Origin of the sequence: Micromonospora sp. NBC_00362 (genome assembly GCF_026342155.1) — a bacterium.
Classification (GTDB): Bacteria; Actinomycetota; Actinomycetes; order Mycobacteriales; family Micromonosporaceae; genus Micromonospora; species Micromonospora hortensis.
This window is the reverse complement of record NZ_JAPENH010000001.1, coordinates 1300573-1327391: the sequence shown is the minus strand read 5'-3', so window position 1 is coordinate 1327391 and position 26819 is coordinate 1300573. Positions and strand designations below refer to the sequence as shown.

Here is a 26819-nt window from a genome sequence, read left to right as displayed (position 1 = left end):
ATCTCCGGTCACGGTAGGTGACGACGGCAACGGCAGCCGTCCCCCCACGGAGGGATCTTCGAGTACGCCGGGTGAGGTACCCGGGCCGGCGGAACTACGCCCGGGGGCGGACCAGCCCCGACTCGTACGCCAGCACCACCGCCTGCACCCGGTCGCGCAGCCGCAGCTTGGTCAGCACATGCCCGACGTGCGTCTTGATGGTGGTTTCGCTCACCGACAGGACCGTCGCGATCTCGGCGTTGGACAGCCCTCGGGCGACCTGCACGAGCACCTCGCGCTCCCGGTCGGTGAGCGCGTTGAGCGCCGCCGACGGCGTCGCCTCCGGGTCGGGCAGCAGTTCGGCGAAGCGGTCCAGCAGTCGCCGCAGAATCCGAGGTGACACCACCGCGTCCCCGCCGGCGACAGTGCGGATCGCCGCGATCAGATCCTCGGCCGGCACGTCCTTGGCCAGGAACCCGCTGGCGCCGGCCCGCAACGCGCCCACCACGTACTCGTCCAGGTCGAAGGTGGTGAGCACCAGCACCCGTACCGGTAGCCGGGCGTCGACGATGGCCCGGGTCGCCGCCACCCCGTCCATCCGGGGCATCCGGATGTCCATCAGCACGACGTCGGGCAGCAGCCGGCGGGACAGCTCCACCGCCTCCACGCCGTCACCGGCTTCCGCCACCACGTCCAGGTCGCTCTCGGCGCCCAGCACCATCCGGAACCCGGTCCGCAGCAGCGGCTGGTCGTCGGCGAGCAGGATCCGCACCGGCCGCGCCGAGGGCGCCTGATCGTTCATGTCGTCTCCCGTCCCGCCGACGTCGTGGCGCGCACCGGTCATCCTCGCGTACCGGAGCCGGTGCGTCGCGGATCACCGTAGAGGCCTGCCGGTCGCCGTGTCCCGACCGCTGCGGCACCGCTGCCGTCGGGTCCTCGGCGGCGTCGGCGTGCGGGAGGTGGTCCCCGGCGGGCTGCATCGCCGTGCCGGGCGTACGCGTCGCTCAGGAGGCCGTCACTCGTCGGCGCCCGGCGCCACCGCAGTGGCCCGGGAGTCGCGCAGCGGGTCGGCGTTCGCCGCGGCGACCGGGAACGGCGGCGGGGTGCCGCCGAAGCTGGGACAGAGCGCCTGGTGGCTGCACCAGTCGCAGAGCCGGCTCGGCCGCGGCCGGAAATCCTGCCGGGCGGTGGCCTGCTCGATGGCCCGCCACAGCGCCACCACTGTGCGCTCGAAGCGGACCAGCTCGTCGGCGTCCGGGGTGTAATCCAACACCTCGGCGTCGCGCAGGTAGAGCAGCCGCAGCACCCGGGGCACCACCCCCCGGGTGCGCCACAGCACCAGGGCGTAGAACTTCAGCTGGAACAGCGCCCGCGCCTCGAACGCCTCCCGTGGAGCGCCCCCGGTCTTGTAGTCGACCACCCGCAGCGCGCCGTCCGGAGCGACGTCGAGCCGGTCGAGGTAACCCCGGATCAGCAACTCCTCGTCGACGACCGCGGAGATCAGGCTCTCGCGTTCGGCCGGCTCCAGCCGGGTCGGATCCTCCACCGCGAAGTAACCCTGCAACAACCCGGCGGCGGAGCGGAGGAACTCCACCGGGCCGGCCGGCTCCGCGCCGTCGAAGATCCCCGCCAGCTCGGGCTGCTCGGTGACCAGCCGGTCCCACTGGGGGGCCACCAGGTCGCCGGCCGCCTCCGGTGTGCGGCCGGTGGCCGGCAGGTCGAACAGGCGCTCCAGCACCGCGTGCACCAATGTGCCCCGGGCCTGCTCGATGGTGGTGCGCTCCGGCAGCCGGTCGATGCTGCGGAACCGGTAGAGCAGCGGGCAGGTCTTGAAATCCGCCGCCCGCGACGGGGACAGCGAGGCCCGCACCGTCGGCGGCGCCTGCGCCGCGGGGGAGGGCTGGGAGGTGGTGACCGATTCCGCCGTCATGTCGGCAAAGGTTAGGGCACCGGTGTGACACCGACCGCCGCCCGCCCCACACAGCGACGGTCCGTAGCATCGTGGCGATGGAGCAGACAACCAGGCCGCCGCGCCGACCGGACCGACGCCTCGGCCTGAACGTCGGCAAGGTGTTCGGGGTGCCGCTGTACCTCAACGGCTCCATGGTCCTGCTCGCGGTGCTCATCGCGGTGCTGTACGGCGAATTCGCCCGCCGACAACTGGACCTGCCGCAGCTCAGTGGCTACCTGATCGGCTTCGGGTTCGTCGTGTCGCTGCTCGGCTCGGTGCTGCTGCACGAGCTGGGCCACGCCCTCACCGCCCGGCGGTACGGCATCGGTGTGCGCGGGATCACCCTGGAGCTGCTCGGCGGTTACACCGAGATGGACCGGGACGCCCCGTCGCCCCGCGTCGACCTGCTGGTCTCGCTGGCCGGCCCGGCGGTCTCCGCTGTGCTCGGCGTCCTGGCGGTCGCCGCCACGCTCGCCCTGCCCGAGGGGACCGTGGCGCACCAGCTCGCCTTCCAGCTCGCGGTCAGCAACGTCATCGTGGCCCTGTTCAACAGCCTGCCCGGGCTGCCGCTCGACGGCGGCCGGGCGCTGCGCGCCGCCGTGTGGGGGCTGACCCGTGACCGGCACCTCGGCACCGAGGTCGCCGGGTGGGCCGGGCGGGCCGTCGCCGTCGGCACCGCGGCCCTGGTCCTGCTGCTCACCGTCGAGCGGCGGCTGGCGCCACTGGCGCTGCCGCTGATGCTGCTGGTCGCCGTCACCCTCTGGCGTGGCGCCGGGCAGTCGATCCGGGCCGCCCGGGTCAGCCGCCGGTTCCCGCTGATCGACCTCACCCGGCTGGCCCGTCCGGTCTGGCCGGTGGCGACCGGTACGCCGCTGGCCGAGGCTCAGCGCCGACGCGCCGAGAGCGGGCAGCCCGCCGCCGCGCTGGTGGTCACCGACTCCACCGGTCGACCGGTGGCGCTGGTCGACCCGGCCGCCGCCGACGCGGTGCCCGTCGAGCGCCGACCGTGGCTGGCGGTGGACGCCGTCGCCCGGTCGTTGGGCACCCTTCCCACGTTGTCGGTCGGGTGGGACGGCGAGCGGGTGATGGAGGCCGTACAGACCTACCCGGGCGCACAGTACGTGGTGACGTCAGGCGAAGATGTCGTCGGCATTCTGCACATCGCGGACCTGGCACAGCTCCTCGAACCCAACCGGAAGATGACACCGTGACCGCAACTCCCTCCACCGTCGCCGCCGACCCCGCCAACCCGGCGCTGACACCCGTGCACCGCGGGCCGTTCCGGCCCGGCGACCGGGTCCAGCTGACCGACCCCAAGGGGCGGATGCACACAGTGACGCTGGAGCCCGGCAAGGAGTTCCACACCCACCGCGGCATCCTGGCGCACGACACGCTGATCGGGCTCCCCGACGGCAGCGTGGTGACCACCTCCGGCGGCGGCACCGCGTTCCTGGCCCTGCGGCCGCTCCTGTCGGACTACGTGCTGTCCATGCCGCGCGGCGCCCAGGTGATCTACCCGAAGGACTCGGCGCAGATCGTGGCGATGGGCGACATCTTCCCCGGCGCGAAGGTCCTCGAGGCCGGCGCCGGCTCCGGCGCGCTGAGCTGCTCCCTTTTGCGCGCCGTCGGCACCGAGGGCGAGCTGCACTCGTTCGAACTGCGCGACGACTTCGCCCAGATCGCCAAGCGCAACGTCGAGGCGTTCTTCAACGGGCCGCACCCCTCGTGGAACCTGCACGTCGGCGACGTCGCGCAGTGCCAGGAAACCGGCTTCGACCGGATCATCCTGGACATGCTGACCCCGTGGGAGACCCTCGACATGGTCGAGCGGGCGCTGGTGCCCGGTGGGGTGTTCATCGGCTACGTCGCCACCACACCGCAGCTCTCCGAACTGGTGGAGGCGCTGCGCGAGCGCGGCGGCTGGACCGAGCCGCGGGCCTGGGAGTCCCTGGTGCGCGACTGGCACGCCGAGGGCCTCGCCGTGCGTCCGGACCACCGGATGATCGCGCACACCGCCTTCCTGGTGTCCGCCCGCAAGCTGGCCCCGGGGGTCACCGCGCCGCCGCGCCGACGCAAGCCCAGCAAGGGCACCGAGGCGTACGCGCAGCGCCGCCAGGACCTGCGCGAGGCGGAGGCGGCCCGACAGGCCGCCGCCGCGCAGGCGGCAGGCGCGCAACCCAACGGTGCGGGGGAGATGGACAGGCCGTGACCATCGAGCTGGGTGTCGGCAGCGCCGAGCACGGGGAGACGCTGGCATGAGCCGACCGGGCTACGGCGGTGGAGACCTCCCCGCGGTCTTTCCCGACTGGTCGCCCTATCAGGACCTGGAGTCGGCGGCGCGGGCCTACCTGCGCGACCCGGACGTCGCCCTGGAGGCGCTCGGCGGCGTGCTGCGCGGCGCGTCGGTGCTCGGCTTCACCCTGGAACGCTTCGTCAACGAGGTCAACGGGGTGTGGCAGGAGGTAGTGGTCTGCGACGGCAGCCGGCTCATCCTCTGGCACGGCGAGGACGTGCCGCCGGAGGAGGGCCCGCCGGGCTCGATGACCTCGTCGCTGCGGGTGGTACCGGTCTCCACCGTCACCGAGGTCGGCTGCCGGCGGCGACTCAACCGTGCCGAGAGCGGCGAGATCCGGGTCGACAGCATCGACGTCTACCTGCTGCTCACCTCGTTGGACGAGGCGCCGCCGAGCGAGGAGATGGCCGGCACACCCCGGCACGACGCGTTGCGCTTCGGCAAGACCCTCGACGACGGCGGGGCCGGGCAGATCGCCCGGTTGGAGGAGTTCGCGCGGTTGGTCGCCTCGGTGGTCGGCCGTCCGATGCTCTGAGGCGTACCCCGTTTGGTGCCGGCCGGGCCTTCGCGGCCCGGCCGGTGGGTCAGTCTTCCTCGGCGTCCGGGCCGGCGACCTCGACGCCGTCGCCACGCACCACGTGGATGCAGTCGCCCGGGCACTCCTTCGCGGAGTCGATCACCTCGAGTCGCAGGTGCGCGGGGACGTCGACCCGGCTGCCCGGTGCCATCTTCAGCTCACCGTCGACGCCCTTGACGTAGGCCAGGCCGTCGATGTCGAACTCGAACACCTCTGGCGCGTACTGCACGCAGAGCCCGTCGCCCGTGCAGAGGTCCTGGTCGACCCAGACCTGCAATTCGTCGGTCGCGACCTCGGCCACCTGTGCACCCCCCATGTTCTCCCGTGCCACGCTCCGACGGTACCCGAACGCCGGTAACGGCCCGTCAGGCCACCCTTGGCGATCAAGGTTCGGTGACGAGGGTGTTGCGTGGGACCGAATCGGCCTCATAGCGGCTAGTGTTAGGGCAGAACGTTCAAGCCCCCCGGGGAGGTGGGACGTGGCAGCACGTAGCGACGACGCGGACTCGCGCGCCGCACGGTGGGAGAAGGAAGCCCACGATCTCTCCACGCAGGTCGCGTTCCTGCAAGAGGAACTCGCCCTGGTGCGGCGTAAGTTGACCGAAAGCCCCCGACACGTCCGGCAGCTCGAAGAGCGGCTGGCGGCCACCCAGGCACAGTTGGCGCGGCTGACCGAGAACAACGACCGGCTGGTGAGCACCCTCAAGGAAGCTCGCACGCAGATCGTGACGCTCAAAGAGGAGATCGACCGGCTCGCGCAACCGCCGAGCGGTTACGGAGTCTTCCTGGCCAAGCACGAGGACGGCACGGTGGACGTCTTCACCGGTGGCCGCAAACTGCGGGTCGCGGTCTCACCCTCGCTCGATGTGGGTGACCTGCGGCGTGGCCAGGAGGTCCTGCTCAACGACGCGCTCAACATCGTCGACGCGTTCGGTTACGAGCGGGTTGGCGAAGTGGTGATGCTCAAGGAGATCCTGGAGGGACCGAACGGCGGGCCGGGTGACCGGGCGCTGGTGGTCTCCCACTCCGACGAGGAGCGCATCGTGCACCTCGCCGAGACGCTCATCGGCTCGGCGATCCGGGCCGGCGACTCGCTCATGATCGAGCCCCGTTCGGCGTACGCGTACGAGCGGATCCCGAAGAGCGAGGTCGAGGAGCTGGTCCTGGAGGAGGTGCCCGACGTCGACTACGGCGACATCGGTGGCCTCCAGTCGCAGATCGAGCAGATCCGCGACGCGGTGGAGTTGCCGTTCCTGCACGCGGACCTGTTCCGTGAGCACCAGCTTCGCCCGCCCAAGGGCATCCTGCTCTACGGCCCACCGGGCTGTGGCAAGACGCTCATCGCCAAGGCGGTGGCCAACTCGCTGGCCAAGAAGATCGCCGAGCGGCAGGGCAAGGAGAAGCACACCAGCTTCTTCCTCAACATCAAGGGCCCGGAGCTGCTCAACAAGTACGTCGGTGAGACCGAGCGGCACATCCGGCTGATCTTCCAGCGCGCCCGGGAGAAGGCCGGCGAGGGCACGCCGGTGATCGTGTTCTTCGACGAGATGGACTCGATCTTCCGGACCCGCGGCTCCGGTGTCTCCTCCGACGTGGAGAACACGATCGTCCCGCAGCTGCTCAGCGAGATCGACGGCGTGGAGGGGCTGGAGAACGTCATCGTCATCGGCGCCTCCAACCGGGAAGACATGATCGACCCGGCGATCCTGCGCCCCGGTCGCCTCGACGTGAAGATCAAGATCGAGCGACCGGACGCCGAGGCGGCCAAGGACATCTTCTCCAAGTACATCCTCTCCGGGCTGCCCCTGCACCCGGACGACCTGGCCGAACACGGCACCGATCCCCAGGCCACCGTCGCGGCGATGATCGACGCAGTGGTGCTGCGGATGTACTCGGAAACTGAGGAGAACCGATTCCTCGAGGTCACCTATGCCAACGGTGACAAGGAAGTCCTCTACTTCAAGGACTTCAACTCCGGCGCGATGATCCAGAACATCGTCGACCGGAGCAAGAAGATGGCCATCAAGGAGTTCCTCACCTCGGGTCGCAAGGGGCTGCGCCTGCAGCACCTGCTCGACGCCTGCGTCGACGAGTTCCGCGAGAACGAAGACCTCCCCAACACCACCAACCCCGACGACTGGGCGCGCATCTCCGGCAAGAAGGGTGAGCGGATCGTCTACATCCGTACGCTCGTCTCCGGCGGCAAGGGCGCCGAGGCCGGCCGGTCCATCGAGACCGCCAGCAACACCGGCCAGTACCTCTGACCCCAACGGCGAGGGTGCCCACCATCCGGTGGGCACCCTCGCTGCGGGTATGCCAGGGCGTCGGTCAGGCGGCGAAGATCCACCGCTTCGACACCACGTAGTTCGCCGCAGACAGCGACGCCGTCACCAGTAGCTTCGCCAGCAGGTACGGCGTGCCCGCCCAGGTCAACGCGGATACCAGCACCACGTTGGCGGTCAGGTTGGCGAGGACCAGCGCGAAGTAGCGCCCCACCTGCGGCACCATCTGGGCGGACGAGCCGAACGACCACGCCCGGTTCAGCCCGAAATTGACCCAGAACGAGGTCAGGAACGACATGCCGGCGGCAACCGGCAGGACAATCCGGAGAACTCCGTGGTACACGAAGAGTGATCCCGTGTCCACGGCAACGCTCAGACCCCCGACGACCAGGAACCGCACAGCGCTGTGTCGGGACAGGTGGCGGACGGAATCGGCAACAGGTGACAGCAAAGAGTTCTCCAAGGGGGGACCCGGAGCGGTGAGGACGACGAGGGAGTCTATCGTCTGTCCATCCACCCAGCGGGGCCTGCCCGCGCGAGCCGCGAGGTTGACGTGCCTGATCCCGGAAGAGTGACGCCGCCGGCCACCGGCGGAAGCCCGGCGGCCACCATGAACACAGGCCGACGACACTGGGCCCTCGCCTTCGCCGCGTTCTTCCTGATCATCTTCGCCTGGTCGATGGCCACCCCCTACGACGGCACCCCGGACGAGCGGGAGCACATCGTCCGAGCGGCCGGCGTCGCCGCCGGGCAGATCGCGCCCCCGCCCGCCGACGCGAAGAAGGGCACGGGCGCCTTCCAGACCGTTCCCGGCGGTCTCGTCCGCGAGCAGTGCTGGCAGTTCAAGAAGGAAGTCTCGGCGGCCTGCGCCCAGCCCCCCGGCAGCGACGACACACCGACCCGCGCCGGCACCGGGGCCGGTCGTTACTTCCCCGCCTACTACGCACTCGTCGGCGCACCCACAGTGCTCTGGCCCGGCTGGTCCGGCGTCCTGCTCGCCCGCATGATCAGCGCCCTGTGCTGTGCTGCGCTGCTCGCCTGCGCGTACGTCGTGATCCGCAACCGATCCCGCCGCGGCCTCATGATGGGCGCCCTGCTCGTCGTCACCACCCCGATGGCCGTGCACATGGCCAGCGCGGTCAACCCGAACGGCCTGGAGATCGCCGCGGGCATCGCCTTCTTCAGCGCGGTCATCCCCCTGCTGCTCGGCCCACCCGGTCCACGGCGCGGTCTCATCGTCCTCGTCGGGATCAGCGCGCTGCTCCTCGCGGTGCTGCGCCAGACCGGCCCGCTCTGGCTGGCGACAGCCTTCATCGCGTTCGCCTTCCCGCTGCGCCGCAGCAACCTCCTCGGCCTTCTGCGGGACCGGGCCGCGCAGCTCTGGGCAGGTGGCATCGTGCTGTCCATCCTCGCCGTGCTCGCCTGGTCCGTCCGCCAACAGACCTCCGACCTCGGCAACTACTCCGCCGACCGGCTCACCTACGGGCAGGCGGCCCTGCGCGAGGCCGACCGGTGGCGGGGCTACCTCGACCAGATCGTCGGGGTCACCTCCTGGCTGGACACCCGGATGCCAGCCCCGCCGTACGTGATCTGGCAGCTCGTCGCCGGGGCGCTGCTGCTCATCGGGGTCGTCTGGGGCAGCAGGCTCGACCGGTGGCGCCTGCTCGTGCTGCTCGGCGGCGGCGTGGCCGTCCCCTCCCTCATGCAGATCGCCCTGGTCAACGAGAGCGGCTTCGTCACCCAGGGCCGGTACATGCTGCCCATGTTGGTCGGCGTCCTGCTCTACGCCGCGTGGGTCGCCGAACAACGCGGCTTCGAGGTCGCCCGGGCCCGCTCGTTCACCCGACTCGCCGTGCTGCTCCTTCTGCCGATCCAGCTGTTCTGCCTGGCGTACACGATGGTCCGCTGGCAGAACGGCCTGCCCGCCAACATCGGGCTGAGCAGCCTCAATCCCCTCGCCGGCGACTGGCACCCGGTGGTCGGCTCGGTGATCCCGCTGCTGAGCGCCAGCCTCGGCCTGGTGCTGTTCGGGTGGCTCGTCTGGACCACCCGCTCCGCCGCGACCGACGACCCGACGCCGCCCGCTGAGCATTCCGACACCGAATCCACCGAACTGTTCCGGCCCGCCGGCACTCACCTGCAGAGTGCAGGTGCTCAGGGCGGACTACGCTCGACCTGACGGGGGACCGGGTCGGGCGAGCGAAGCGGGTAGGTCGATGAGCGTAAGACGGATCATGGGCACCGAGGTCGAATACGGCATCTCCGTGCCCGGGCAGGCCGGAGCCAACCCGATGGTCACCTCATCGCAGGTGGTCAACGCCTACGGGGCGCGCCCGGAACTCAACCGGGGCGGCCGGGCCCGGTGGGACTACGAGGAGGAGTCGCCGCTGCGCGACGCCCGCGGCTTCACCTACTCCGGCGCCGCGTACGACCCCGCCGAGGCCCTCGCGGACGAAGACCTCGGCCTGGCCAACGTGATACTCACCAACGGCGCACGGCTCTACGTGGACCATGCCCACCCCGAATACTCCACCCCCGAGGTCACCACCCCCAGGGACATCGTGCGCTGGGACAAGGCCGGCGAGCGGGTGATGGCCGAGGCGTCCCGCCGGGCCGCGACCATCCCGGGCACCCAACCGATCCACCTCTACAAGAACAACACCGACAACAAGGGCGCCAGCTACGGCGCCCACGAGAACTACCTGATGCGCCGGCAGACGCCGTTCGCCGACATCGTGGCGTACCTGACGCCGTTCTTCGTCACCCGGCAGATCGTCTGTGGCGCCGGCCGGGTCGGCATCGGCCAGGACGGCGGCCAGAGCGGCTTCCAGATCTCCCAGCGTGCTGACTTCTTCGAGGTCGAGGTTGGCCTGGAGACCACCCTCAAGCGGCCGATCATCAACACCCGCGACGAGCCGCACGCCGACGCCGACAAGTACCGCCGGCTGCACGTCATCATCGGCGATGCCAACCTCTCCGAGATCTCCACCTACCTCAAGGTGGGCACCACCGCGCTGATCCTCACCATGATCGAGGAGAAGGCCCTCGGCGCCGACCTCGGCATCGCCGACCCGGTCAGTGAGCTGCGTGCCGTCAGCCACGACCCCGCCCTGACGCACCGCATGCGACTGCGTGATGGCCGCAAACTCACGGCCCTCGACCTGCAGTGGGCGTACCTGGAGCGGGTCCGGTCCTTTGTCGACGACCGGTACGGCACCGACGCCGACGAGCAGACCATCGACGTGCTCGACCGCTGGGAGAGCGTCCTGGACCGGCTCGGCCGGGATCCGATGCTCTGCGCCGACGAGCTGGACTGGGTGGCCAAGCTGCGGCTGCTGGAGGGCTACCGGGAGCGGGAGAAGCTCGGTTGGGGCTCGCACAAGCTCCAGCTCGTCGACCTTCAATATTCCGACGTCCGGCCGGAGAAGGGCCTCTACCACCGCCTGGTCAGCCGGGGGGCGATGAAGACGCTGCTCACCGACGACGAGACGCGCAGCGCGATGACCGAGCCACCGGAGGACACGCGGGCCTACTTCCGCGGCCGCTGCCTCGCTCAGTACGCCTCCGAGGTGGTCGCCGCGAGCTGGGACTCGGTGATCTTCGACGTGGGCCGGGAGTCGTTGGTCCGAGTGCCGATGATGGAACCCGAGCGGGGCACCCGCGCGCACGTCGGGGCGTTGTTCGATCGCTGCGCCAGCGCCAAGGACCTGTTGGAGACGTTGACCGGGGGCTGAGGCCCGGTGCCTCCACCGGGAATCACTCTGGCATGCCAGGCCGTCCCCGAGCCTTCACCGTCGTCCTGGCGTTCCTGTCCCGGCATCTGGTGGAGAAGCAGGTGTTGCGGTTCAAGGAGTGGACGCCCCGCCTGCGGCGCGGGGCACCAGTGGCGGAGGCGTCGGAAAAGGGGGCAGCCCGAGCCCGAGCCGGTGCCGGTCCCGGGCCTGGCCGACGCGTCGGCTCCCCGGAGCTGACCGCTTTACCGCAATCGGGCGCCCCCGAGCCGAACACGACGGACGTGAGGGCTTTCTGTCGCCTGCGCGGGGTAGATTTCATCCCAGACGATCGTGGAGGAGACAGCCATGGCCACTCATGACAGCGGCGGTCAGTCGCAGTCCGGCAAGTCCCGTCAGGGCGAGGAAATCGAGGACGTCACCACCGAGGCCAACCCCGAGGTGGCCGAGCGGCACGCCGAGATCACCGAGGACGTCGACGACCTCCTCGACGAGATCGACTCCGTCCTGGAAGAAAACGCAGAGGAATTTGTGAGAGGCTATGTTCAAAAAGGGGGGGAATAGGGGCATATGTCCGATTCGGTGTACCCCTCGGACAAGGTGTGCCCGCAATGCAAGAGAGCGCTGGCCAGTACGGAATTCCACCGTGATCGGCGGCGGGCAGACGGCCTCGCTTTCTACTGCAAAGCATGCGCCGCCATTCGGTCGGAGGCGAGCCGACGCAAGCGGGGTGTCGCTCCGCAGAAGAAGTCGCCAACGCTCGTAGGTGAGGGTCTCAAGTGGTGTCCGGACTGCGAGCAGATCAAGTCGCTCGACGATTTTCCTACCACGACGACCAAAGCCAGCGGCCGGCACAGCTACTGCAAACCCTGCCATAATGCCCGTGGCAAGGAGACAGCGCAGCGACTCTACGGTGGAACTCGCGAGTACCACCTGCGGCGGCGGTACGGCGTGGGTGAGAAGGAGTTTCAGGAGCTCCTGGCCGAGCAGGGCGGGGTCTGCGCGATCTGTGGCGGGGCCGACCCGCAACATCTGGACCACGATCATCGCACCGGATGGGTGCGCGGGATACTCTGCTTCAACTGCAACGGTGGTCTTGGCCAGTTCCGTGACAGTCCCATGAGGCTGGCCAGGGCGATCACGTACCTGAGAGGAACCACGTGGCAGCGGGCTTTGATCCATCCGGGCGTCTTCCAGATGTGTTCACCAACGCGGGGACGTCCTCCTTCACGACGTTTCTGAGTCGGGTGGCCCCCGAGATGTTGCCCGGTCGGCGACCGCTGCCGCCGGGCATGGCCGCCGACCTGGCGCCGCACGCGACCACCATCGTGGCCATCGCGGCCGCCGAGGGTGTGGTGATGGCGGGCGACCGACGGGCCACCATGGGCAACCTGATCGCGCAGCGCGACATCGAGAAGGTGCACCCCGCCGACGCGTACTCGTTGGTCGGCATCGCGGGCACCGCCGGCATCGGCATCGAGCTGATGCGACTGTTCCAGGTGGAGCTGGAGCACTACGAGAAGATCGAGGGCGCGATGCTCTCGTTGGACGGTAAGGCCAACCGGTTGGCCTCGATGATCCGGGGCAATCTGGGGGCGGCCATGCAGGGGTTGGCCGTGGTGCCGCTCTTCGCCGGGTTCGACCTGGCCGCCGCCGATCCGGCGCGAGCCGGCCGGATCTTCAGCTTCGACGTGACCGGTGGCCCGTACGAGGAGACCGGCTACGACGCGATCGGGTCCGGGTCGCTGTTCGCGAAGTCCGCGTTGAAGAAGCGGTTCCGAGCTGGGTTGTCCGTGGACGACGCGACGCGGCTGGCGGTCGAGGCGCTCTACGACGCCGCCGACGACGACACCGCGACCGGTGGGCCGGATCTGACCCGCCGGATCTACCCCGTGGTGATGACCGCGACCGCCGAGGGCACCCGCCGGTTGACCGACACCGAGACGGCGGCGATCGCCGAGGGTGTGGTTGCCGGCCGGATGGAGAACCCGGGCGGTTGAGACCCGCACCTCACCAGTCAGCAGTCGTCAGCACAGCGCCGTAAGGAGAACCGCCGACGTGGCCATGCAGTTCTACGCCTCTCCCGAACAGATCATGCGCGACCGCTCCGAGTTGGCCCGCAAGGGCATCGCTCGGGGCCGCAGCGCGGTGGTCCTCAGCTACTCCGGCGGGGTCCTCTTCGTCGCGGAGAACCTTTCCAGCGCCCTGCACAAGGTCAGCGAGATTTACGACCGGATCGGGTTCGCCGCGGTCGGCCGGTACAACGAGTTCGAGAACCTGCGCCGCGCCGGTGTCCGGATGGCCGACCTGAATGGGCTCAGCTACGACCGGCGTGACGTCACTGGTCGCGCCCTGGCCAACGCGTTCGCGCAGACCCTGGGTGCGATCTTCACCGAGCAGTCGAAGCCGTTCGAGGTGGAGATCTGCGTGGCGGAGGTCGGTGCCACCCCGGAGGCGGACGAGTTGTACCGGCTGACCTATGACGGTTCGGTGAACGACGAGCCGGGGCGGATGGCCATGGGTGGTCAGGCCGAGGCGATCACCGGCGTGTTGAAGTCGCAGCACCGGGCGGACATGTCCCTGGGCGAGGCGGTCAGGGTGGCGGTGCAGGCGCTGAGCACCGTCGGTGGTGAGGGCGGTGCCGCCCGGACGATCGCCGCGAACCAGCTCGAGGTGGCGGTCCTGGACCGTCAGCGGATCGGACGGACGTTCCGGCGGATCACCGGTGCCGCGCTGACGGCTCTGTTGGACGGGGACGCGGCGGCCGAGGGGCAGTCGGCGGAGTCGGCGGGCGGTCCCGCCGAGCCGGTCGTGCCGACCACGGAGGGGCACAAGCCGACGAGTTCGGCCGGCTCCGCGGACCTGGAGGACCGGCCCGCGGAGGGCGGCGAGCGCTAGGGTCTTGCCCGCTGGTGCCGGGCCCGTGTCCGGGGCCGGCACCAGCGGTCATCCTCGGCGCAGCAGGGGCCGGGCCAGGGCCCAGTAACCCCCGGCGACGGCGTTGAACGCGCCCAGGCCGGGTGTGGTCGGCACACCGGAGGGCGTGACTCGACCGGTCATCAGCTCCGCGATGACCCCGTCCGGCACCCGGCGTTCGGCCTGTAGCTGCCGTCGACGGCCGCGAACCCAGTCGCGGTTGCGCCACAACCAGCCCCAACCCCGCAGCTTCTGCCGGGACCAGCCGCCGACGACCGAGGCGGTGAGCATGGCGGCCTCGGTGAGTAGCAGCGCTGGGGCGAGCACCACGAGTGTCCGCGCCTCGTAGGCGGTGAGCAGGGTGACCAGTCGGTTCCGCTCGACCAGGTAGAGCTTCAGGGCGTTGCGGGAGAACTCGTAGTGGTGACGCACGACGGCGTCCGGCACGTACTCCAGTCGTAGTCCGCGCTGCCACAGTCGCAGGCTGAGTTCGGTGTCCTCGTGGTAGGCGAAGTATTCGGCGGCGAAGCCGTCGAGCTCACGCCAGAGCTGCCGGCTGATCACGAAGCAGCAGCCGCTGAGGGAGGCTACGGCCCGCCGCTCGGCGTGGTTCCTGGCCGGCTCGCCGTTGCCGCCGGCCCAGGAGAGGCCGGTGAAGTGCAGCGGGTTACCGCTGGTGTTGATCAGCTCGGGGGTGTCGGCCAACCGGATGGACGCCATGGCCGCGCCTACGCCCGCTTCGGCGGCTACGGCGGTGGTCTTGGCCAGGGCGTCGGGTGCGACGACGGCATCGGAGTTGACGAACGCGAGCCAGTCACCGGTGGCCTCGGCCGCGCCGACCCGGCAGCCGCCGGAATAGCCGGTGTTCTCCTCCGGTCGGATCACCCGCACCCCGGGGAGGCCCTTGACGATGTCGATGCCGTCCCCGGTGCAGCCGTTGTCGACGACGATGAGGTCGATCTCGACGTCGGTGCTGGCCAACACCGCCCGTGCGGCGTCGACGAGGTAGGGCTCCGGGCCGTAGGCGAGCATGACGGCGCTCACCCGGGGTCGGGTCATCGGATGCCTCCGGATGCGGCAGGGGCGACGGCCTCGGCGAGCGGCCGGGTGGGGGTGGTGGGTCGGCGGACGCCGCCGCGCAGCAGCAGGGCCATGGTGGCGGCCACGATGACGGAGCCGATGGTGTACGCCAGCTCGACTCGCAGGGTGACCGGAGCCGGGATCAGCGTCACGGCGATCAGGGCGGCGACGCCGGCGGTCCAGGCAAGCGCCTGGGCGCGGTGCCGGTCGAGGGCGAGCAGGGCTTGGCCGAGCACCATCGCCCACAGGTAGGCGAGCGTGGCGGCGGCCAACCAGGCGAAGTCGCCGTGGCCGAGAACGCCGGGTGCGTCGAAGAGGGTGCCGACCAGCCATGGGCCGAGCAGTACGGCGCCGAGGGCGCCGGTGAGACCGAGCGCGGTGACGATGCCGAGCGCCCGGCGCAGCAGGCTGTGGAAGCCGGCCTGGTCGCCGGTGGTGGCGGTGGTGGCCAGGCCGGGCAGCAGTGACGCCTGCAGGGAGCCGAAGACGAACAGGGGGATGCGGACCAGCACGAGGGCGGAGAGCAGTGCGCCGGCGGCTGCCGCGTCGGAGGGGGAGAGCAGCTGCACGTTGATCACGCCGATGTTCACCACGACCTGGGAGAGCAGGCTGGAGGCGGTGAGCAGGCCGAGGCCGCGGAGCAGGGTGGCCCAGGCCACCGGCGGGCCTCCGCCGATGGCGCGCAGCACCGGCGGCAGTGTGAGCAGGACGCTGACCAGTGGGGCGGCGACGAGCACGAGCCCGTACCAGACGGGCGACGTCACTCCGGCCAGCCCGAGCAGGGCGACCATGATGATCCGCAGGCCGCCGTCGATCCCGAGTTGAGCGCCGTACCAGGGGAACAGTTGCAGACCGGAGAGGACGCCGCGGGTGGCGTAGGCGACGGCCATCGCGGCAAGTGCGCCGATCAGCACGGTGACCAGGTTGCCGTCACCGGCGAAGAGCTTGTCGGCGAGCGGCTGACGGCCGATGGTGACGGCCAACACCAGCACCGCGAGCATCACGGCGGCGACGGTGACGCCGCGGGCCAGTACCGGCCCTGGGGGCAGCCCCTGGCTGTGTCGGGCGGCGACGACCCGGGCGACCTCCTGCTCGATCGGCATGAACACGCCGATGCCGAGGGTGAACACGATCGACCAGAGCACCGACAGGGACGAGTAGTCGGCCTGGCTGAGGCTGTGGCCGGCGACGGCGAGGTGAACGTAGGAGGCGAGCCCGAGAAGGGCCAGCCCGGCACCGACAGCGACGGTGCCGGGCGGGACCAGGCTCAGTAGCCGTCGGATCACCGGCGGATGAGCGCCAGCGTGAGAACGGCGAACGCGCGGCCGAGGTAGACCATCGCCTTGGCGGGGGAGTGGCTGGGTGTGCCCGCCATCCGCTTGCGCATGGCGACCGGCACCTGGCGGATGCGGTAGCCGCGGCGGGCGGTGTGCACCAGGGTCTCCACCGTGTCGCCGAGGTACTCGGCCGGGTACCAGCCGGCGAACATCTCGATGACCCGCCGGTTGGCGGCCCGGAAGCCGGAGGTGGTGTCGGTGAGCTTGGTGCGGGCGACCCGGGACAGCACGGCGGAGAGCATCACCATCGCCCAGCGGCGGGGGCCGCGGACGTTGTAGTCGCCCTCACCGGCGAAGCGGGCGCCGATGACCAGGTCGTTGTCGTCGAGCAGGTCGACGAGCTTCGGCACGTACCGGGGGTCGTGCTGGCCGTCGGCGTCGATCTGGATGGCGACCTCGTAGTCGTGGTCTCGGGCGTAGCGGTAGCCGAGGCGCATGGCGCCACCGACGCCGAGGTTGTACGGCAGTTTGGCGACCAGGGCGCCGGCGGCGGCGGCGACCGCGGCGGTGCGATCGGTGGAGCCGTCGTCGACGACGAGCACGTCGACGCCGGGCAGCTCGCCACGGACCTCGCCGACGACGTCGGCGATCGAGCCCGACTCGTTGAGAGCGGGGATGATGATCAATGTGCGCTTGCCGTTAACCATCGGTCGACACCAGTTCGTCTCGGGCTGCCCGGTCCGCGTCGATCTGAGCGCGGAGCAGGGCGAAGTCTTCGGCCAGGGTGCGGGTCTCTTCTTCCAGGGCGCTGACCTCCCAGCTGAGGTGTACGCACACCAGCAGCAGGAAGACGATGCCGAGGAAGAGCACCAGGCTGACACCGGAGGCGACGCCGAGGAGTTCGGCGACGTTGTCGAGCAGCCGGGGGAAAAGGGACAGCGGAATCACGATGATCAGTACGGCGAGCCAGAGCATGCCGTACTTCTCGCGCAGCTGACGGCGGCGCAACAGCTCGACGATGGTGCCGAGGAGCAGTAGGCCGGTCAGGCCGGTGACGAGGGTGAGCTTCATGCGACCTTCCACGGGGCGGGTGGAGCGGGGGAGTGGAACGCGTCAACCAGGGCGCTGTGCCAGTCTGGAAGCGGGGGTAGACCCACGGCTGCCCAGCGGCTGTGCCCTAGCACACTGTACGCAGGCCGTGGGGCGGGACGCGGATACCGGTCGCTGGTGGTGGGTCGGATCCGGTCCGGGTCCAGTCCGGCCAGCGTGAACGTGGCGCGCGCCAACCCGTACCAGGTCGTCTGACCGGCGCAGGTGCCGTGGTAGACGCCGGGCGCCGCGTGCCCGGCCAGCGCCGCGTCGGCGAGCGCGACGAGCCGCTCGGCGAGCGCGTACGACCAGGTGGGTTGGCCGTGTTGGTCGTCGACCACGTCGAGGTGGTCGCGCTGGGCGGCGAGTCGGAGCATGGTGGCCACGAAGTTCGGGCCGTGCGCGCCGTAGAGCCAGGCGGTGCGCACGACGTACCCGGTGTCGGGCAGCAGCCGCGCGACGGCCTGTTCGCCGACCAGTTTGCCGCGACCGTAGGCGTTGACCGGCGCGGTGGGCGCGTCCTCCGGGTACGGGGTGTCCGCGTTGCCGGCGAGGACGTAGTCGGTGGAGACCTGGATGAGCCGGGTTCCGTCGGTGGCGCACGCCGCGGCCAGGTTGGCCACGGCGTGGCCGTTGACGGCGGTCGCCGCGGCCTCGTCGGCCTCGGCGGCGTCGACGTTGGTCCACGCGGCCGCGTTGATCACCAGGTCGTGCCCGGCGACGGCGGCGTGGACCGCCGCGCGGTCGGTGACGTCCAGGTCGGCGCGGGTGGCGGCGGTCACCTTGAGGTCGGGCCGTGCACCCAGCACGGTGACCAGGTCCCGGCCGAGCATCCCGCCCGCGCCGGTGACGAGGAGTCGGGTCATGCGGTCGGCGCGGACTTGAGGGGTTCCCACCAGTTGCGGTTGTCCCGGTACCAGCGGACGGTGTCGGCGAGGCCCTGGTCGAGCGTGATGCTGGGGTGGTAGCCGAGCTCCTCGCTGATCTTGGTGATGTCGAGGGAGTACCGGCGGTCGTGGCCCTTGCGGTCGGTGACCGGGACGACCCGGTCCCACCCGGCGCCGCAGGCGTCCAGGAGCAGGCCGGTGAGTTCCTTGTTGGTCAACTCGGTGCCGCCGCCGATGTTGTAGACCTCACCGGCGCGTCCCTTCTGCTGGACGAGGGCGATGCCCCGGCAGTGGTCGTGCACGTGCAGCCAGTCACGGATGTTGCCGCCGTCGCCGTAGAGAGGGACGGTGCCACCGTCGAGCAGGTTGCTGACGAACAGCGGGATGACCTTCTCAGGGAACTGATAGGGGCCGTAGTTGTTGGAGCAGCGGGTGACGACCACGTCCATGCCGTGGGTGCGGTGGTACGACAGCGCGAGCAGGTCGGAGCCGGCCTTGGATGCCGAGTACGGCGAGTTGGGGGCAAGCGGCCAGGTCTCGGTCCAGGAGCCCTCGTCGATCGAGCCGTAGACCTCGTCGGTGGAGACGTGCACGAACCGCCTGGTGCCGTGGCGCAGCGCCGCGTCGAGCAGCGTCTGGGTGCCCAGCACGTTGGTGGTGACGAACGGCGCGGCGCCCGCGATCGAGCGGTCGACGTGTGACTCGGCGGCGAAGTGCACGATCACGTCGTGCTCGGCCACCACCTCGTCGACCACGACCGGGTCGCAGATGTCGCCCTGCACGAACCGCAGTCGCGGGTCGTCGCGGACGGGCTCGAGGTTGGCCAGGTTGCCCGAGTAGGTCAGTTTGTCCAGCACGGTCACGACGGCCGGCTCGAGCGGCGGCACGCCGTCCGCACTGCCGAGGGGCTTGCCCAGCAGTAGGCGAACGTACTCCGACCCGATGAATCCGGCTCCGCCGGTGACGAGGATCCTCACGGGTCCGGAAGTATACGCGACGGGCGGCGCGGCCCCTGGTATGCGACCCCCGCACAACGTTCACGGGTGCGGCTAGGCTTCCCCGATGCGCGGAATCCTACTTGCTGGCGGCACCGGGTCCCGGCTCTGGCCGATCACCCGGGCGGTCTCGAAGCAGCTGATGCCGGTCTTCGACAAGCCGATGATCTATTACCCGCTCTCCACCCTGGTGATGTCCGGGGTCCGGGAGATCCTGGTGATCACGACTCCGGACGACCAGGACCAGTTCCGTCGGCTGCTCGGCGACGGCAGCCAGTTCGGGCTGCGGCTGGAGTACGTCAGCCAGGAGCGCCCGGAGGGCATCGCGCAGGCGTTCATCCTCGGCGCGGACTTCATCGGCACCGAGTCGGTGGCGTTGGTCCTCGGCGACAACATCTTCCACGGCGTGGGTCTGGGTCGGCAGCTCGCCGACCACGGTGACCCGGTCGGTGGGCGCGTCTTCGCCTACCAGGTGGCCAACCCGCAGGAGTACGGCGTTGTCGACTTCGACGCCGATGGTCGGGTGCTCTCGATCGAGGAGAAGCCGGCCCGCCCGAAGTCCCGCTACGCGGTGCCCGGCCTCTACTTCTACGACAACCGGGTGGTGGACATCGCCCGCAAGCTCACCCCGAGCGCTCGTGGCGAGCTGGAGATCACGGCGGTCAACGAGGTGTACCGGGAGACCGGGGAGCTGGCGGTGACGGTGCTGGATCGGGGCACCGCCTGGCTGGACACCGGCACGTTCACCTCGATGATGCAGGCCGCCGAGTTCGTCCGGGTGGTCGAGGAGCGGCAGGGCCTCAAGATCGGTTGCGTCGAGGAGGTCGCCTGGCGGGCTGGCCTGATCGACGACGCGCAGCTGCGCGCGCTCGCCGAGCCGCTGACCAAGAGCGGTTACGGCAACTACCTGCTCGGTCTGCTCACCGATCAGGCCGGCAACGACGGGGGTTCCTGGTGAAGATCCGGGAGCTGAGCATCGAGGGCGCCTGGGAGATCAGCCCCCAGCAGCACGGTGACCCGCGCGGCATGTTCATGGAGTGGTACCGCTTCGACAAGCTCGCCGAGGTGGTGGGGCATCCGCTGCGGCTGGCCCAGGCCAACCTGTCGGTCTCCGCGCGTGGCGTGGTGCGCGGCGTCCACTTCGCCGACGTCCCGCCCGGGCAGGCCAAGTACGTCACGTGTGTGCGGGGCGCGGTCCTCGACGTGATCGTGGACCTGCGGGTGGGCTCGCCGACCTTCGGTCACTGGGAGGGCGTCCGGCTGGACGACACCGACCGCCGGGCGGTCTACCTCAGCGAGGGGCTGGGGCACGGGTTCTGCGCGTTGACCGACGACGCGACGTTGAGCTATCTCTGCTCGGCCACCTACAACCCGACCGGCGAGCACGCGGTGCACCCACTGGACGAAGAGTTGGGCATCGAGTGGCCCGCCGACGTTCCATTGCTGTCCGCGCGCGACGACGCGGCGCCGACTCTGGCGCAGGCCCGCGAGCGGGGCCTGCTTCCGGAGTACGACAGTTGCCGGCGGTTCGTGGCGAGCCTCGGTCCGGACGGAATGTCGCACTCAACCGGTATGTGACCGCGCTCGGAGCACGACCTGTGGTCTGACAGTGACGAACCGGGCCTCCGGGCGGCTAATGTCACACCATGGAGCGGCGAATCTTCGGCCTCGAGACCGAGTACGGCGTCACCTGCACCTATCGCGGGCAGCGGCGGCTGTCCCCGGACGAGGTCGCGCGGTATCTGTTCCGTCGCGTGGTGTCCTGGGGTCGGTCGAGCAATGTCTTCCTGCGCAATGGGGCCCGGCTCTACCTGGACGTCGGGTCGCATCCGGAGTACGCGACACCGGAGTGCGACTCGGTGACCGATCTCGTCGCCCACGACCGGGCCGGCGAGCGGATCCTGGAGGGCCTGCTCGTCGACGCGGAGAAGCGACTGCACGACGAGGGCATCGCGGGTGAGATCTACCTGTTCAAGAACAACACCGATTCGGCCGGCAACTCGTACGGCTGCCACGAGAACTACCTGGTCTCCCGGCACGGCGAGTTCGGCCGGCTCGCCGACGTGCTCATCCCGTTCCTGGTCACCCGGCAGTTGATCTGCGGGGCCGGCAAGGTCCTGCAAACCCCACGCGGCGCGGTCTACTGCCTCTCGCAGCGGGCCGAGCACATCTGGGAGGGCGTCTCCTCGGCGACCACCCGCAGCCGCCCGATCATCAACACCCGCGACGAGCCGCACGCTGACGCCGAGCGCTACCGGCGGCTGCACGTGATCGTCGGCGACTCCAACATGAACGAGGTCACCACGCTGCTCAAGGTCGGCACCGCCGACATCGTGCTGCGGATGATCGAGGCCGGGGTGGTGATGCGCGACCTGTCCCTGGAGAACCCGATCCGGGCCATCCGGGAGGTGTCGCACGACATCACCGGCCGGCGCAAGGTGCGGTTGGCCAACGGCAAGGAGGTCAGCGCCCTGGACATCCAGCAGGAATACCTGGCCAAGGCCACCGAGTTCGTCGAGCGACGCGGCGGCGACCAGGCCGCCAAGCGGGTGGTCGAGCTGTGGGGCCGGGTGCTCAACGCGGTGGAGAGCGGCGACCTGGAGCCGGTCTCCCGGGAGATCGACTGGGTCAGCAAGCTGCGGCTGATCGAGCGTTACCAGCGCAAGCACGACCTGCCGCTGTCGCACCCCCGGGTGGCGCAGATGGATCTGGCCTACCACGACGTGCGCCGCGGCCGGGGCCTCTACGGGCTCCTGGAGCGCCGTGGCGACGTCGACCGGGTGGCCACCGACCCTGAGATCTTCGAGGCCAAGGAGACCCCGCCGCAGACCACCCGGGCCCGGCTGCGGGGCGAATTCATTCGGCACGCCCAGGAGAAGCGTCGGGACTTCACAGTCGACTGGGTGCACCTGAAGCTCAACGACCAGGCGCAGCGCACCGTGCTCTGCAAGGACCCGTTCCGGGCGTACGACGAGCGGGTGGAGCGGCTGATCGCCAGCATGTGACCGGTTGCCGGCCCCGTCGGTGCGCTGCGCCGACGGGGCCGGTCAGCCCGATGCGCCGAGCGGTTAAGCTGAGCGCGCCATGACGACTTCTGGACCTTCCGACCGCCCTGAGCGCGGCACCGAGCGGCAGAACTGGATCGAACGCCGGCGGGAGAAGATTCGCGCCGAGATCGACCGTAACCGGCGCGGTGACTACACGGTGCCGACGTGGGTGCTGGCCCTGGCCCTGGCGCTCATCGTGGGCGGCTGGCTAGCCCTGATCTTCCTGGCCTGACCCACCCCCCACCCCCGGGTGCCCTCCCACCCCCTCCCACCCGTCCCACCCCGTCCCAGCTCGCGTTGATCATGAAGTTATTGCCATGACACGCCGGGGCGACGGGCAATAACTTCATGATCAACCGGGTCGGGGGTGGGGTCGGGGGTGGGGGGTGGGGTTGGGTCAGGGGAGGAGGGTCACCGCGTGGCGGCCGGCGGCGGCCGCCGCCAGGAAGTACGCGTGGTCGGCGTCGAGGCCACGGCCCATGGTGGACAGGGGCACGGCACTGGCCCGCAGCGCGGCGTCCAGACCGTCGGTGAGCACCCGGACGATCCGGTGCCGGGCCGCCAGGGGCGCCAACGCCGCGTGCACCTCGGCCGCGAGGGACGGCGTCAGATCCTCGGGCACCACCAGCTCCGCCGGGGCGAGCGCCACCCGGCCGTACGCGGTGAGGCTGTGGTGTGACACGCCCCGGTGCCGGGGACGGGGGTCGGCGTCGGAGATGCGCAACGAGCCGACCGGCCTTCCGCCCAACGTGGCGATCGCGTTGACGGCCTCGCCGACGGCGACGCCGGAGAAACCCCACCGGGTGCCGGTGCCCAGGTTGCCCGGTCCCTGAGCCACGATCGCCACGTCCGCGTGGAGCACGTACCGGGCGGCGAGCAGACCGCCGTGCAGGGTGGTGGCCTCCAGGTCGCCACCGAACGCCTGCCCGACGGTGATCGTGCCGGCCAGTTCGGCCCGCAGCCCGGCGAGGGTGCGGGAGAACCAAGCGGGCAACGCCCCGCCGTCGGTGAGCAGGTACGCCACCCGCGCCTGCGGGGCGTCGGCCCGGATACCGGCCAGGATCGCCGGGAGCGCCGAGTGCAGGTCGGCGGTGACCACCGGCAGGCCGCCCAGGTCGTCCGCGTCGGCCAGCACGTCGCGGTGCGGAGAGGCCTCCTCGTCGACACCGAGGAGGATCGGCTGCAACGGCGTGTAGCGGGCCTTGACCAGGTGCCCGGCGTCGCGGGTGTCGGCGACGTCCGGCGGGTCCGAGGGCAGCCGGTCCGGCAGGGCCACCACCAGGGCGTACCCGCCGGTGCCCAACCCCATCAGCAGCGCGCCGGCGTTGAGCAGCACCCGGTCGCCGGGCTCGGGCGTGCCGACCAGCTCCGGGTAGGCCAGCGCCCGCATCCGCGTGCCGTCGGGCAGGTCGACGTCCAGCTCCACCGCCCCGGTCCACTGCCGTCGCAGCGTCGCCACCGTCCCCGTACGCCATCGCACCATGACGGGCACGCTAGCCGCGCGGGCCCGGCGGCCCGCGCCCGGGTGCGGGTCAGGTCGGCTCGGGGCCGCCGGCGTCCGGTGTCGGCCCGGCCTGGGTGTGCCGGGCGGTGCCGGTGGCGCCGGGCATCGAACGGGTCGGGTCGAGGAAGACGAACCGAATTTCCGGGTACCGGTCGGTGAGCCGCCGCTCGGCCTCGTCGGCGGTGGCCTCGATCTGCGCGCCGGTGGCCTCGTCGCGGAAGTCGACCTTCGCGGCGACCAGGATGTCCTGCGGGCCGAGCTGCATGGTCAACAGGGTGTCGATGCGCTCCACCTCGGGCAGCCCGGCCAGGTCCTGCTCGATCTCGTGGCGCAGCCGCTCCGGGACGGCTCGGCCGACCAGCAGCGACAGGTTGTTGGCGGCGAGGACCCCGGCGACAGTCAGCAGCAGGAGCCCGATCAGGATCGACGCGACGCCGTCCCACACCTCGTCGCCGGTGGCGTGCGACAGGCCGACGCCGAGCCCGGCCAGCACCAGACCGATCAGGGCCGCGCTGTCCTCCAGGAAGACCGCCTTGACTGTGGTGTCGGCGGTCAGCCGCAGGAACCGCCGAGGCGTGGTCCGCCAGCGTCGCGACTCGCGGCGGACCTGCCGCACGGCCCGGGCCAGTGAGATCGACTCGATGACGAACGACACCGCGAGCACGATGTACGAGATGAGGTAGTCGCCGCTGTGCTCGTGCACGAGGATCGTGGTGACGCCGTGGGTGACGGCGAAACCGGCGCCGGCGACGAATGTGAACATGGCCGCGAAGAACGCCCAGACGTAGCTTTCCTTGCCGTACCCGAAGGGGCGTCGCTGGTCGGCCGGGCGGGCGCCGCGGCGCAGCGCCTGGAAGAGCAGCACCTCGGTGGTGGTGTCGGCGACCGAGTGTGCCGCCTCGGAGAGCATCGCGGCTGATCCGGAGATCAGCCCGGCGATCAGCTTGGCCACCGCGATGGCGAGGTTGGCGACGCCGGCGACGACGACGGTGCCGACGCTTTCGCTCTCGGGCCTGGCCTCCGCTTGCGACATGAGAATCACCCTATGACCGCGGACGGCGGCGCGCCGGGGGAGGCCCGATCCGAACAAGTGTGCGGCACGCCCGCGCGGGTGCACGGTGTGGGCGGGTCGGCTGCTAGCGTCTACCGCGTGTCGCGGACCCGCACCGAACGCCTGGTCAACCTGGTGATCTGCCTCCTGTCCACGCGACGGTTCCTGACCGCCGCGCAGATCGCCGCGACCGTGCCCGGTTACGAGCACGATCCGGACGACGCGCGCGACCACGAGGCGTTCCAGCGCAAGTTCGAGCGGGACAAGGCCGAGCTGCGGGAGCTGGGCGTGCCACTGGAGACCGGCACGGCGAGCGCCTTCGACGCCGAGCCCGGCTACCGGATCGCCCACCGCGAATACGCGCTGCCCGACATCCTCCTCGAACCGGACGAGGCAGCAGCGGTCGGCATCGCCGCCCGGCTGTGGCAGCACGCCGGGCTGGCCGCCGCCGCGTCGTCGGGGCTGGCCAAGCTGCGTGCCGCCGGGGTGGACGTGGACCCGCAGGCGACCCTCGGCCTGGAGCCGATGGTCACTGTCGACCCGGCGTTCGCGCCGCTGACCGCCGCCGCCCGGGACCGCCGCGAGGTGGGGTTCGACTACCGGGTGCCCGACCGCGACGCGCCCAGCCGGCGACGGCTGCAACCGTGGGGCGTGGTCTGCTGGCGCGGCCGGTGGTACGTGGTCGGCCACGACCAGGACCGGGAGGCGACCCGCTGCTTCCGGCTGTCCCGTGTCGTCGGCGCGGTCCGGGTGACCGGCGCCCCCGGCGCGTACGAGCCGCCGGCCAACGTCGACCTGATCAGCCACGTGGCCCGCTGGTCGGGTCCGGTGGAGCGCACCGGTCGGGCCACCGTGCTGGTGGCGTCCGGGCGGGCCGCCGGGCTGCGCCGGTGGGCGGTGGAGGTGACCGCCGGGCCGGACGGCGACCTGCTGGTCCTGCCGTACGCCGACCCGGACGGGCTGGCCGGTCATCTCGTCGGCTACGGCCCGGACGTGCGGGTCCTCGACCCACCGGAGGTCCGCGAGGCGGTCATCCAACGACTCAAGGAGATCGCCGTGCGCCACGACGAGTTGGCCGTCAGCGGGGGTGCCGGGTGACCCGCCCGGCCGCCCGTAACGGCTCCCGCGCCTCCGCCGACCGGCTGGCCCGACTGCTCAACCTGGTGCCCTACCTGCTGGCCCGGCCCGGCATCGAGATCGCCGAGGCGGCCGGTGACCTGGGCGTCACCGAGCGCCAGCTCCGGGAGGACCTGGAGCTGCTCTGGGTGTGCGGGCTGCCCGGGTACGGCCCCGGTGACCTGATCGACATGGCGTTCGACGGCGACCGGGTGACCATCACCTACGACGCGGGCATCGACCGGCCGTTGCGGCTGACCCCCGACGAGGCCCTGGCCCTCGTGGTGGCGCTGCGGATGCTGGCCGAGACGCCCGGGGTGGCCAACCGGGAGGCAGTCGAACGGGCCCTCGCCAAGATCGAGGCCGCCGGCGACCTGGTGGGCGCGCCGGTGGCGGTGCGGTTGCCCGGGGACACCCCGCGGGTCGAGGCGCTGCGCGCCGCCGTGGAGGGCGGCAAGGCCCTGCGGATCACCTACTACACGGCAGCCCGGGACGAGACCACCGAGCGCGTCATCGACCCGCTGCGGATGCTGATGGTCGGCGGCCGGGCGTACGTGGAGGCGTGGTGTCGGCGCGCGGAGGCCGTCCGGCTGTTCCGCGCCGACCGGATCGACGCGATCACCGAGCTGGACGAGCCGGCCATGGTGCCGCCGCAGGCCGTCCCGCACGACCTCACCGAGGGCGTGTTCCGCCCCTCGGCAGACCTTCCGTTGATCACCCTGCGCATCGGTCGGGGCGAGCGGTGGATCACCGAGTACTACCCGTGCGAGCGGGTGGAGGCCGGCGACGGCGACCAGTGGCTCGTCTCCCTTCGGGTCACCGACCTGGGGTGGGCCCGTCGGTTCGTGCTGGGCCTCGGCCCGGAGGTGGCGGTGGTCGCCCCGGTCGAGTTGGCCGAGCAGGTGCGGGCGACGGCGGCCGCAGCGCTGGACGCGTACGCCGTGCCCGCGCCCACGGCAGTGCCCCGGCCGCCCGAGAGCGTCCCGGAGCGTGCGCCGTCGGGTGACCCGGCGGTGGCCGGCCGCACCCAGTAGGCTGACCGCC

General features: G+C 70.9%; 28 protein-coding genes. 16 read left to right on the top strand and 12 right to left on the bottom strand.

The annotated features are described in order from the left end of the window. Positions 1-94: 94 nt before the first annotated feature. Both OG992_RS05970 and OG992_RS05965 read right to left on the bottom strand, forming a co-directional pair. Positions 95-781 (bottom strand): response regulator transcription factor, encoded by a 687-nt coding sequence (locus OG992_RS05970; protein WP_266302618.1) that lies wholly within the window; start codon positions 779-781, stop codon positions 95-97. Between the two features lie 213 nt (positions 782-994). Further along, positions 995-1909, bottom strand: a complete 915-nt coding sequence (locus tag OG992_RS05965) for a PD-(D/E)XK nuclease family protein (protein ID WP_238685819.1) — start codon at positions 1907-1909, stop codon at positions 995-997. Positions 1910-1986: 77 nt separating this feature from the next. Here OG992_RS05965 and OG992_RS05960 point away from each other — a divergent pair, with 77 nt between their 5' ends. From OG992_RS05960 to OG992_RS05950, 3 genes are read left to right on the top strand one after another with little or no spacing between them, the layout of a single operon-like run. Continuing rightward, positions 1987-3141: a site-2 protease family protein gene (locus tag OG992_RS05960; RefSeq protein WP_238685818.1), complete on the top strand. Its 1155-nt coding sequence runs from the start codon at positions 1987-1989 to the stop codon at positions 3139-3141. Positions 3142-3185: 44 nt separating this feature from the next. Further along, entirely contained in the window at positions 3186-4139 is a 954-nt protein-coding gene (locus OG992_RS05955) for a tRNA (adenine-N1)-methyltransferase (protein WP_238685980.1), read from the top strand. Between the two features lie 46 nt (positions 4140-4185). Beyond that, entirely contained in the window at positions 4186-4758 is a 573-nt protein-coding gene (locus OG992_RS05950) for a hypothetical protein (RefSeq protein WP_091408625.1), read from the top strand. 49 nt (positions 4759-4807) lie between these two features. Here OG992_RS05950 and OG992_RS05945 read toward each other — a convergent pair whose 3' ends face one another. Continuing rightward, positions 4808-5101, bottom strand: coding sequence for a ferredoxin (locus tag OG992_RS05945; RefSeq protein ID WP_238685979.1), 294 nt, complete (start codon positions 5099-5101; stop codon positions 4808-4810). A 178-nt stretch (positions 5102-5279) separates the two neighbouring features. On the opposite strand from OG992_RS05945, the gene arc reads away from it, so the two are divergent. After that, positions 5280-7064: a proteasome ATPase gene (arc, locus tag OG992_RS05940; protein WP_030332887.1), complete on the top strand. Its 1785-nt coding sequence runs from the start codon at positions 5280-5282 to the stop codon at positions 7062-7064. Positions 7065-7128: 64 nt separating this feature from the next. On the opposite strand, the gene OG992_RS05935 is transcribed toward arc, so the two are convergent. Then, positions 7129-7482 (bottom strand): GtrA family protein, encoded by a 354-nt coding sequence (locus OG992_RS05935; protein ID WP_266305161.1) that lies wholly within the window; start codon positions 7480-7482, stop codon positions 7129-7131. A gap of 210 nt (positions 7483-7692) precedes the next feature. Here OG992_RS05935 and OG992_RS05930 point away from each other — a divergent pair, with 210 nt between their 5' ends. The 6 genes from OG992_RS05930 to prcA all read left to right on the top strand — a co-directional run bounded on the left by OG992_RS05930 (position 7693) and on the right by prcA (position 13711). Next, the gene (locus tag OG992_RS05930) at positions 7693-9261 is read left to right on the top strand and encodes a DUF2142 domain-containing protein (RefSeq protein ID WP_238685817.1); all 1569 of its coding nucleotides are present in this window, start codon (positions 7693-7695) and stop codon (positions 9259-9261) included. Between the two features lie 37 nt (positions 9262-9298). Beyond that, a complete protein-coding gene (dop, locus tag OG992_RS05925) occupies positions 9299-10816 on the top strand; it encodes a depupylase/deamidase Dop (protein WP_353962152.1) in 1518 nt (505 codons plus the stop codon). 345 nt (positions 10817-11161) lie between these two features. Beyond that, positions 11162-11377, top strand: coding sequence for a ubiquitin-like protein Pup (locus OG992_RS05920; protein ID WP_088948111.1), 216 nt, complete (start codon positions 11162-11164; stop codon positions 11375-11377). Between the two features lie 6 nt (positions 11378-11383). Further along, positions 11384-12055, top strand: coding sequence for an endonuclease VII domain-containing protein (locus tag OG992_RS05915; RefSeq protein ID WP_266302617.1), 672 nt, complete (start codon positions 11384-11386; stop codon positions 12053-12055). Beyond that, positions 11974-12813: a proteasome subunit beta gene (prcB, locus tag OG992_RS05910; RefSeq protein WP_210781714.1), complete on the top strand. Its 840-nt coding sequence runs from the start codon at positions 11974-11976 to the stop codon at positions 12811-12813. Before OG992_RS05915 ends, prcB begins: the two co-directional genes overlap by 82 nt. Positions 12814-12871: 58 nt before the next feature. After that, entirely contained in the window at positions 12872-13711 is an 840-nt protein-coding gene (gene prcA, locus OG992_RS05905) for a proteasome subunit alpha (RefSeq protein ID WP_238685815.1), read from the top strand. Positions 13712-13759: 48 nt separating this feature from the next. Here the strand turns inward: prcA and OG992_RS05900 are convergent, their stop codons facing one another. From OG992_RS05900 to rfbB, 6 genes are read right to left on the bottom strand one after another with little or no spacing between them, the layout of a single operon-like run. Then, a complete protein-coding gene (locus OG992_RS05900) occupies positions 13760-14788 on the bottom strand; it encodes a glycosyltransferase family 2 protein (protein WP_238685814.1) in 1029 nt (342 codons plus the stop codon). After that, positions 14785-16095 (bottom strand): lipopolysaccharide biosynthesis protein, encoded by a 1311-nt coding sequence (locus tag OG992_RS05895; RefSeq protein WP_238685813.1) that lies wholly within the window; start codon positions 16093-16095, stop codon positions 14785-14787. Before OG992_RS05895 ends, OG992_RS05900 begins: the two co-directional genes overlap by 4 nt. Then, positions 16092-16793: a glycosyltransferase family 2 protein gene (locus tag OG992_RS05890; protein WP_238685812.1), complete on the bottom strand. Its 702-nt coding sequence runs from the start codon at positions 16791-16793 to the stop codon at positions 16092-16094. The genes OG992_RS05895 and OG992_RS05890 overlap by 4 nt, the downstream gene beginning before the upstream one ends. Further along, positions 16786-17157: a DUF2304 domain-containing protein gene (locus OG992_RS05885; protein WP_139584287.1), complete on the bottom strand. Its 372-nt coding sequence runs from the start codon at positions 17155-17157 to the stop codon at positions 16786-16788. Before OG992_RS05885 ends, OG992_RS05890 begins: the two co-directional genes overlap by 8 nt. Beyond that, complete coding sequence (gene rfbD, locus OG992_RS05880) at positions 17154-18041, bottom strand: dTDP-4-dehydrorhamnose reductase (RefSeq protein ID WP_266302616.1); 888 nt, start codon at positions 18039-18041, stop codon at positions 17154-17156. The genes OG992_RS05885 and rfbD overlap by 4 nt, the downstream gene beginning before the upstream one ends. Continuing rightward, a complete protein-coding gene (rfbB, locus tag OG992_RS05875) occupies positions 18038-19039 on the bottom strand; it encodes a dTDP-glucose 4,6-dehydratase (protein WP_238685810.1) in 1002 nt (333 codons plus the stop codon). The genes rfbD and rfbB overlap by 4 nt, the downstream gene beginning before the upstream one ends. A gap of 85 nt (positions 19040-19124) precedes the next feature. On the opposite strand from rfbB, the gene rfbA reads away from it, so the two are divergent. The 4 genes from rfbA (at position 19125) to OG992_RS05855 (ending at position 22336) form a co-directional block, all read left to right on the top strand. Then, positions 19125-20015: a glucose-1-phosphate thymidylyltransferase RfbA gene (gene rfbA, locus OG992_RS05870; protein WP_238685809.1), complete on the top strand. Its 891-nt coding sequence runs from the start codon at positions 19125-19127 to the stop codon at positions 20013-20015. Then, positions 20012-20635, top strand: a complete 624-nt coding sequence (rfbC, locus tag OG992_RS05865) for a dTDP-4-dehydrorhamnose 3,5-epimerase (protein WP_238685808.1) — start codon at positions 20012-20014, stop codon at positions 20633-20635. Before rfbA ends, rfbC begins: the two co-directional genes overlap by 4 nt. A 68-nt stretch (positions 20636-20703) precedes the next feature. Beyond that, complete coding sequence (gene pafA, locus OG992_RS05860; RefSeq protein ID WP_210781723.1) at positions 20704-22062, top strand: Pup--protein ligase; 1359 nt, start codon at positions 20704-20706, stop codon at positions 22060-22062. Positions 22063-22141: 79 nt separating this feature from the next. After that, on the top strand, positions 22142-22336 hold the full coding sequence (locus OG992_RS05855; RefSeq protein ID WP_238685807.1) for a hypothetical protein: 195 nt from the start codon (positions 22142-22144) through the stop codon (positions 22334-22336). 165 nt (positions 22337-22501) lie between these two features. Here OG992_RS05855 and OG992_RS05850 read toward each other — a convergent pair whose 3' ends face one another. Continuing rightward, positions 22502-23587: a DUF3866 family protein gene (locus tag OG992_RS05850; RefSeq protein WP_266302615.1), complete on the bottom strand. Its 1086-nt coding sequence runs from the start codon at positions 23585-23587 to the stop codon at positions 22502-22504. A 49-nt stretch (positions 23588-23636) separates the two neighbouring features. After that, positions 23637-24641: a cation diffusion facilitator family transporter gene (locus OG992_RS05845; protein WP_238685805.1), complete on the bottom strand. Its 1005-nt coding sequence runs from the start codon at positions 24639-24641 to the stop codon at positions 23637-23639. A gap of 117 nt (positions 24642-24758) precedes the next feature. Here OG992_RS05845 and OG992_RS05840 point away from each other — a divergent pair, with 117 nt between their 5' ends. Next, entirely contained in the window at positions 24759-25757 is a 999-nt protein-coding gene (locus tag OG992_RS05840) for a YafY family protein (protein WP_238685804.1), read from the top strand. Continuing rightward, the gene (locus OG992_RS05835) at positions 25754-26809 is read left to right on the top strand and encodes a YafY family protein (protein ID WP_266302614.1); all 1056 of its coding nucleotides are present in this window, start codon (positions 25754-25756) and stop codon (positions 26807-26809) included. Before OG992_RS05840 ends, OG992_RS05835 begins: the two co-directional genes overlap by 4 nt. Positions 26810-26819 lie beyond the last annotated feature (10 nt).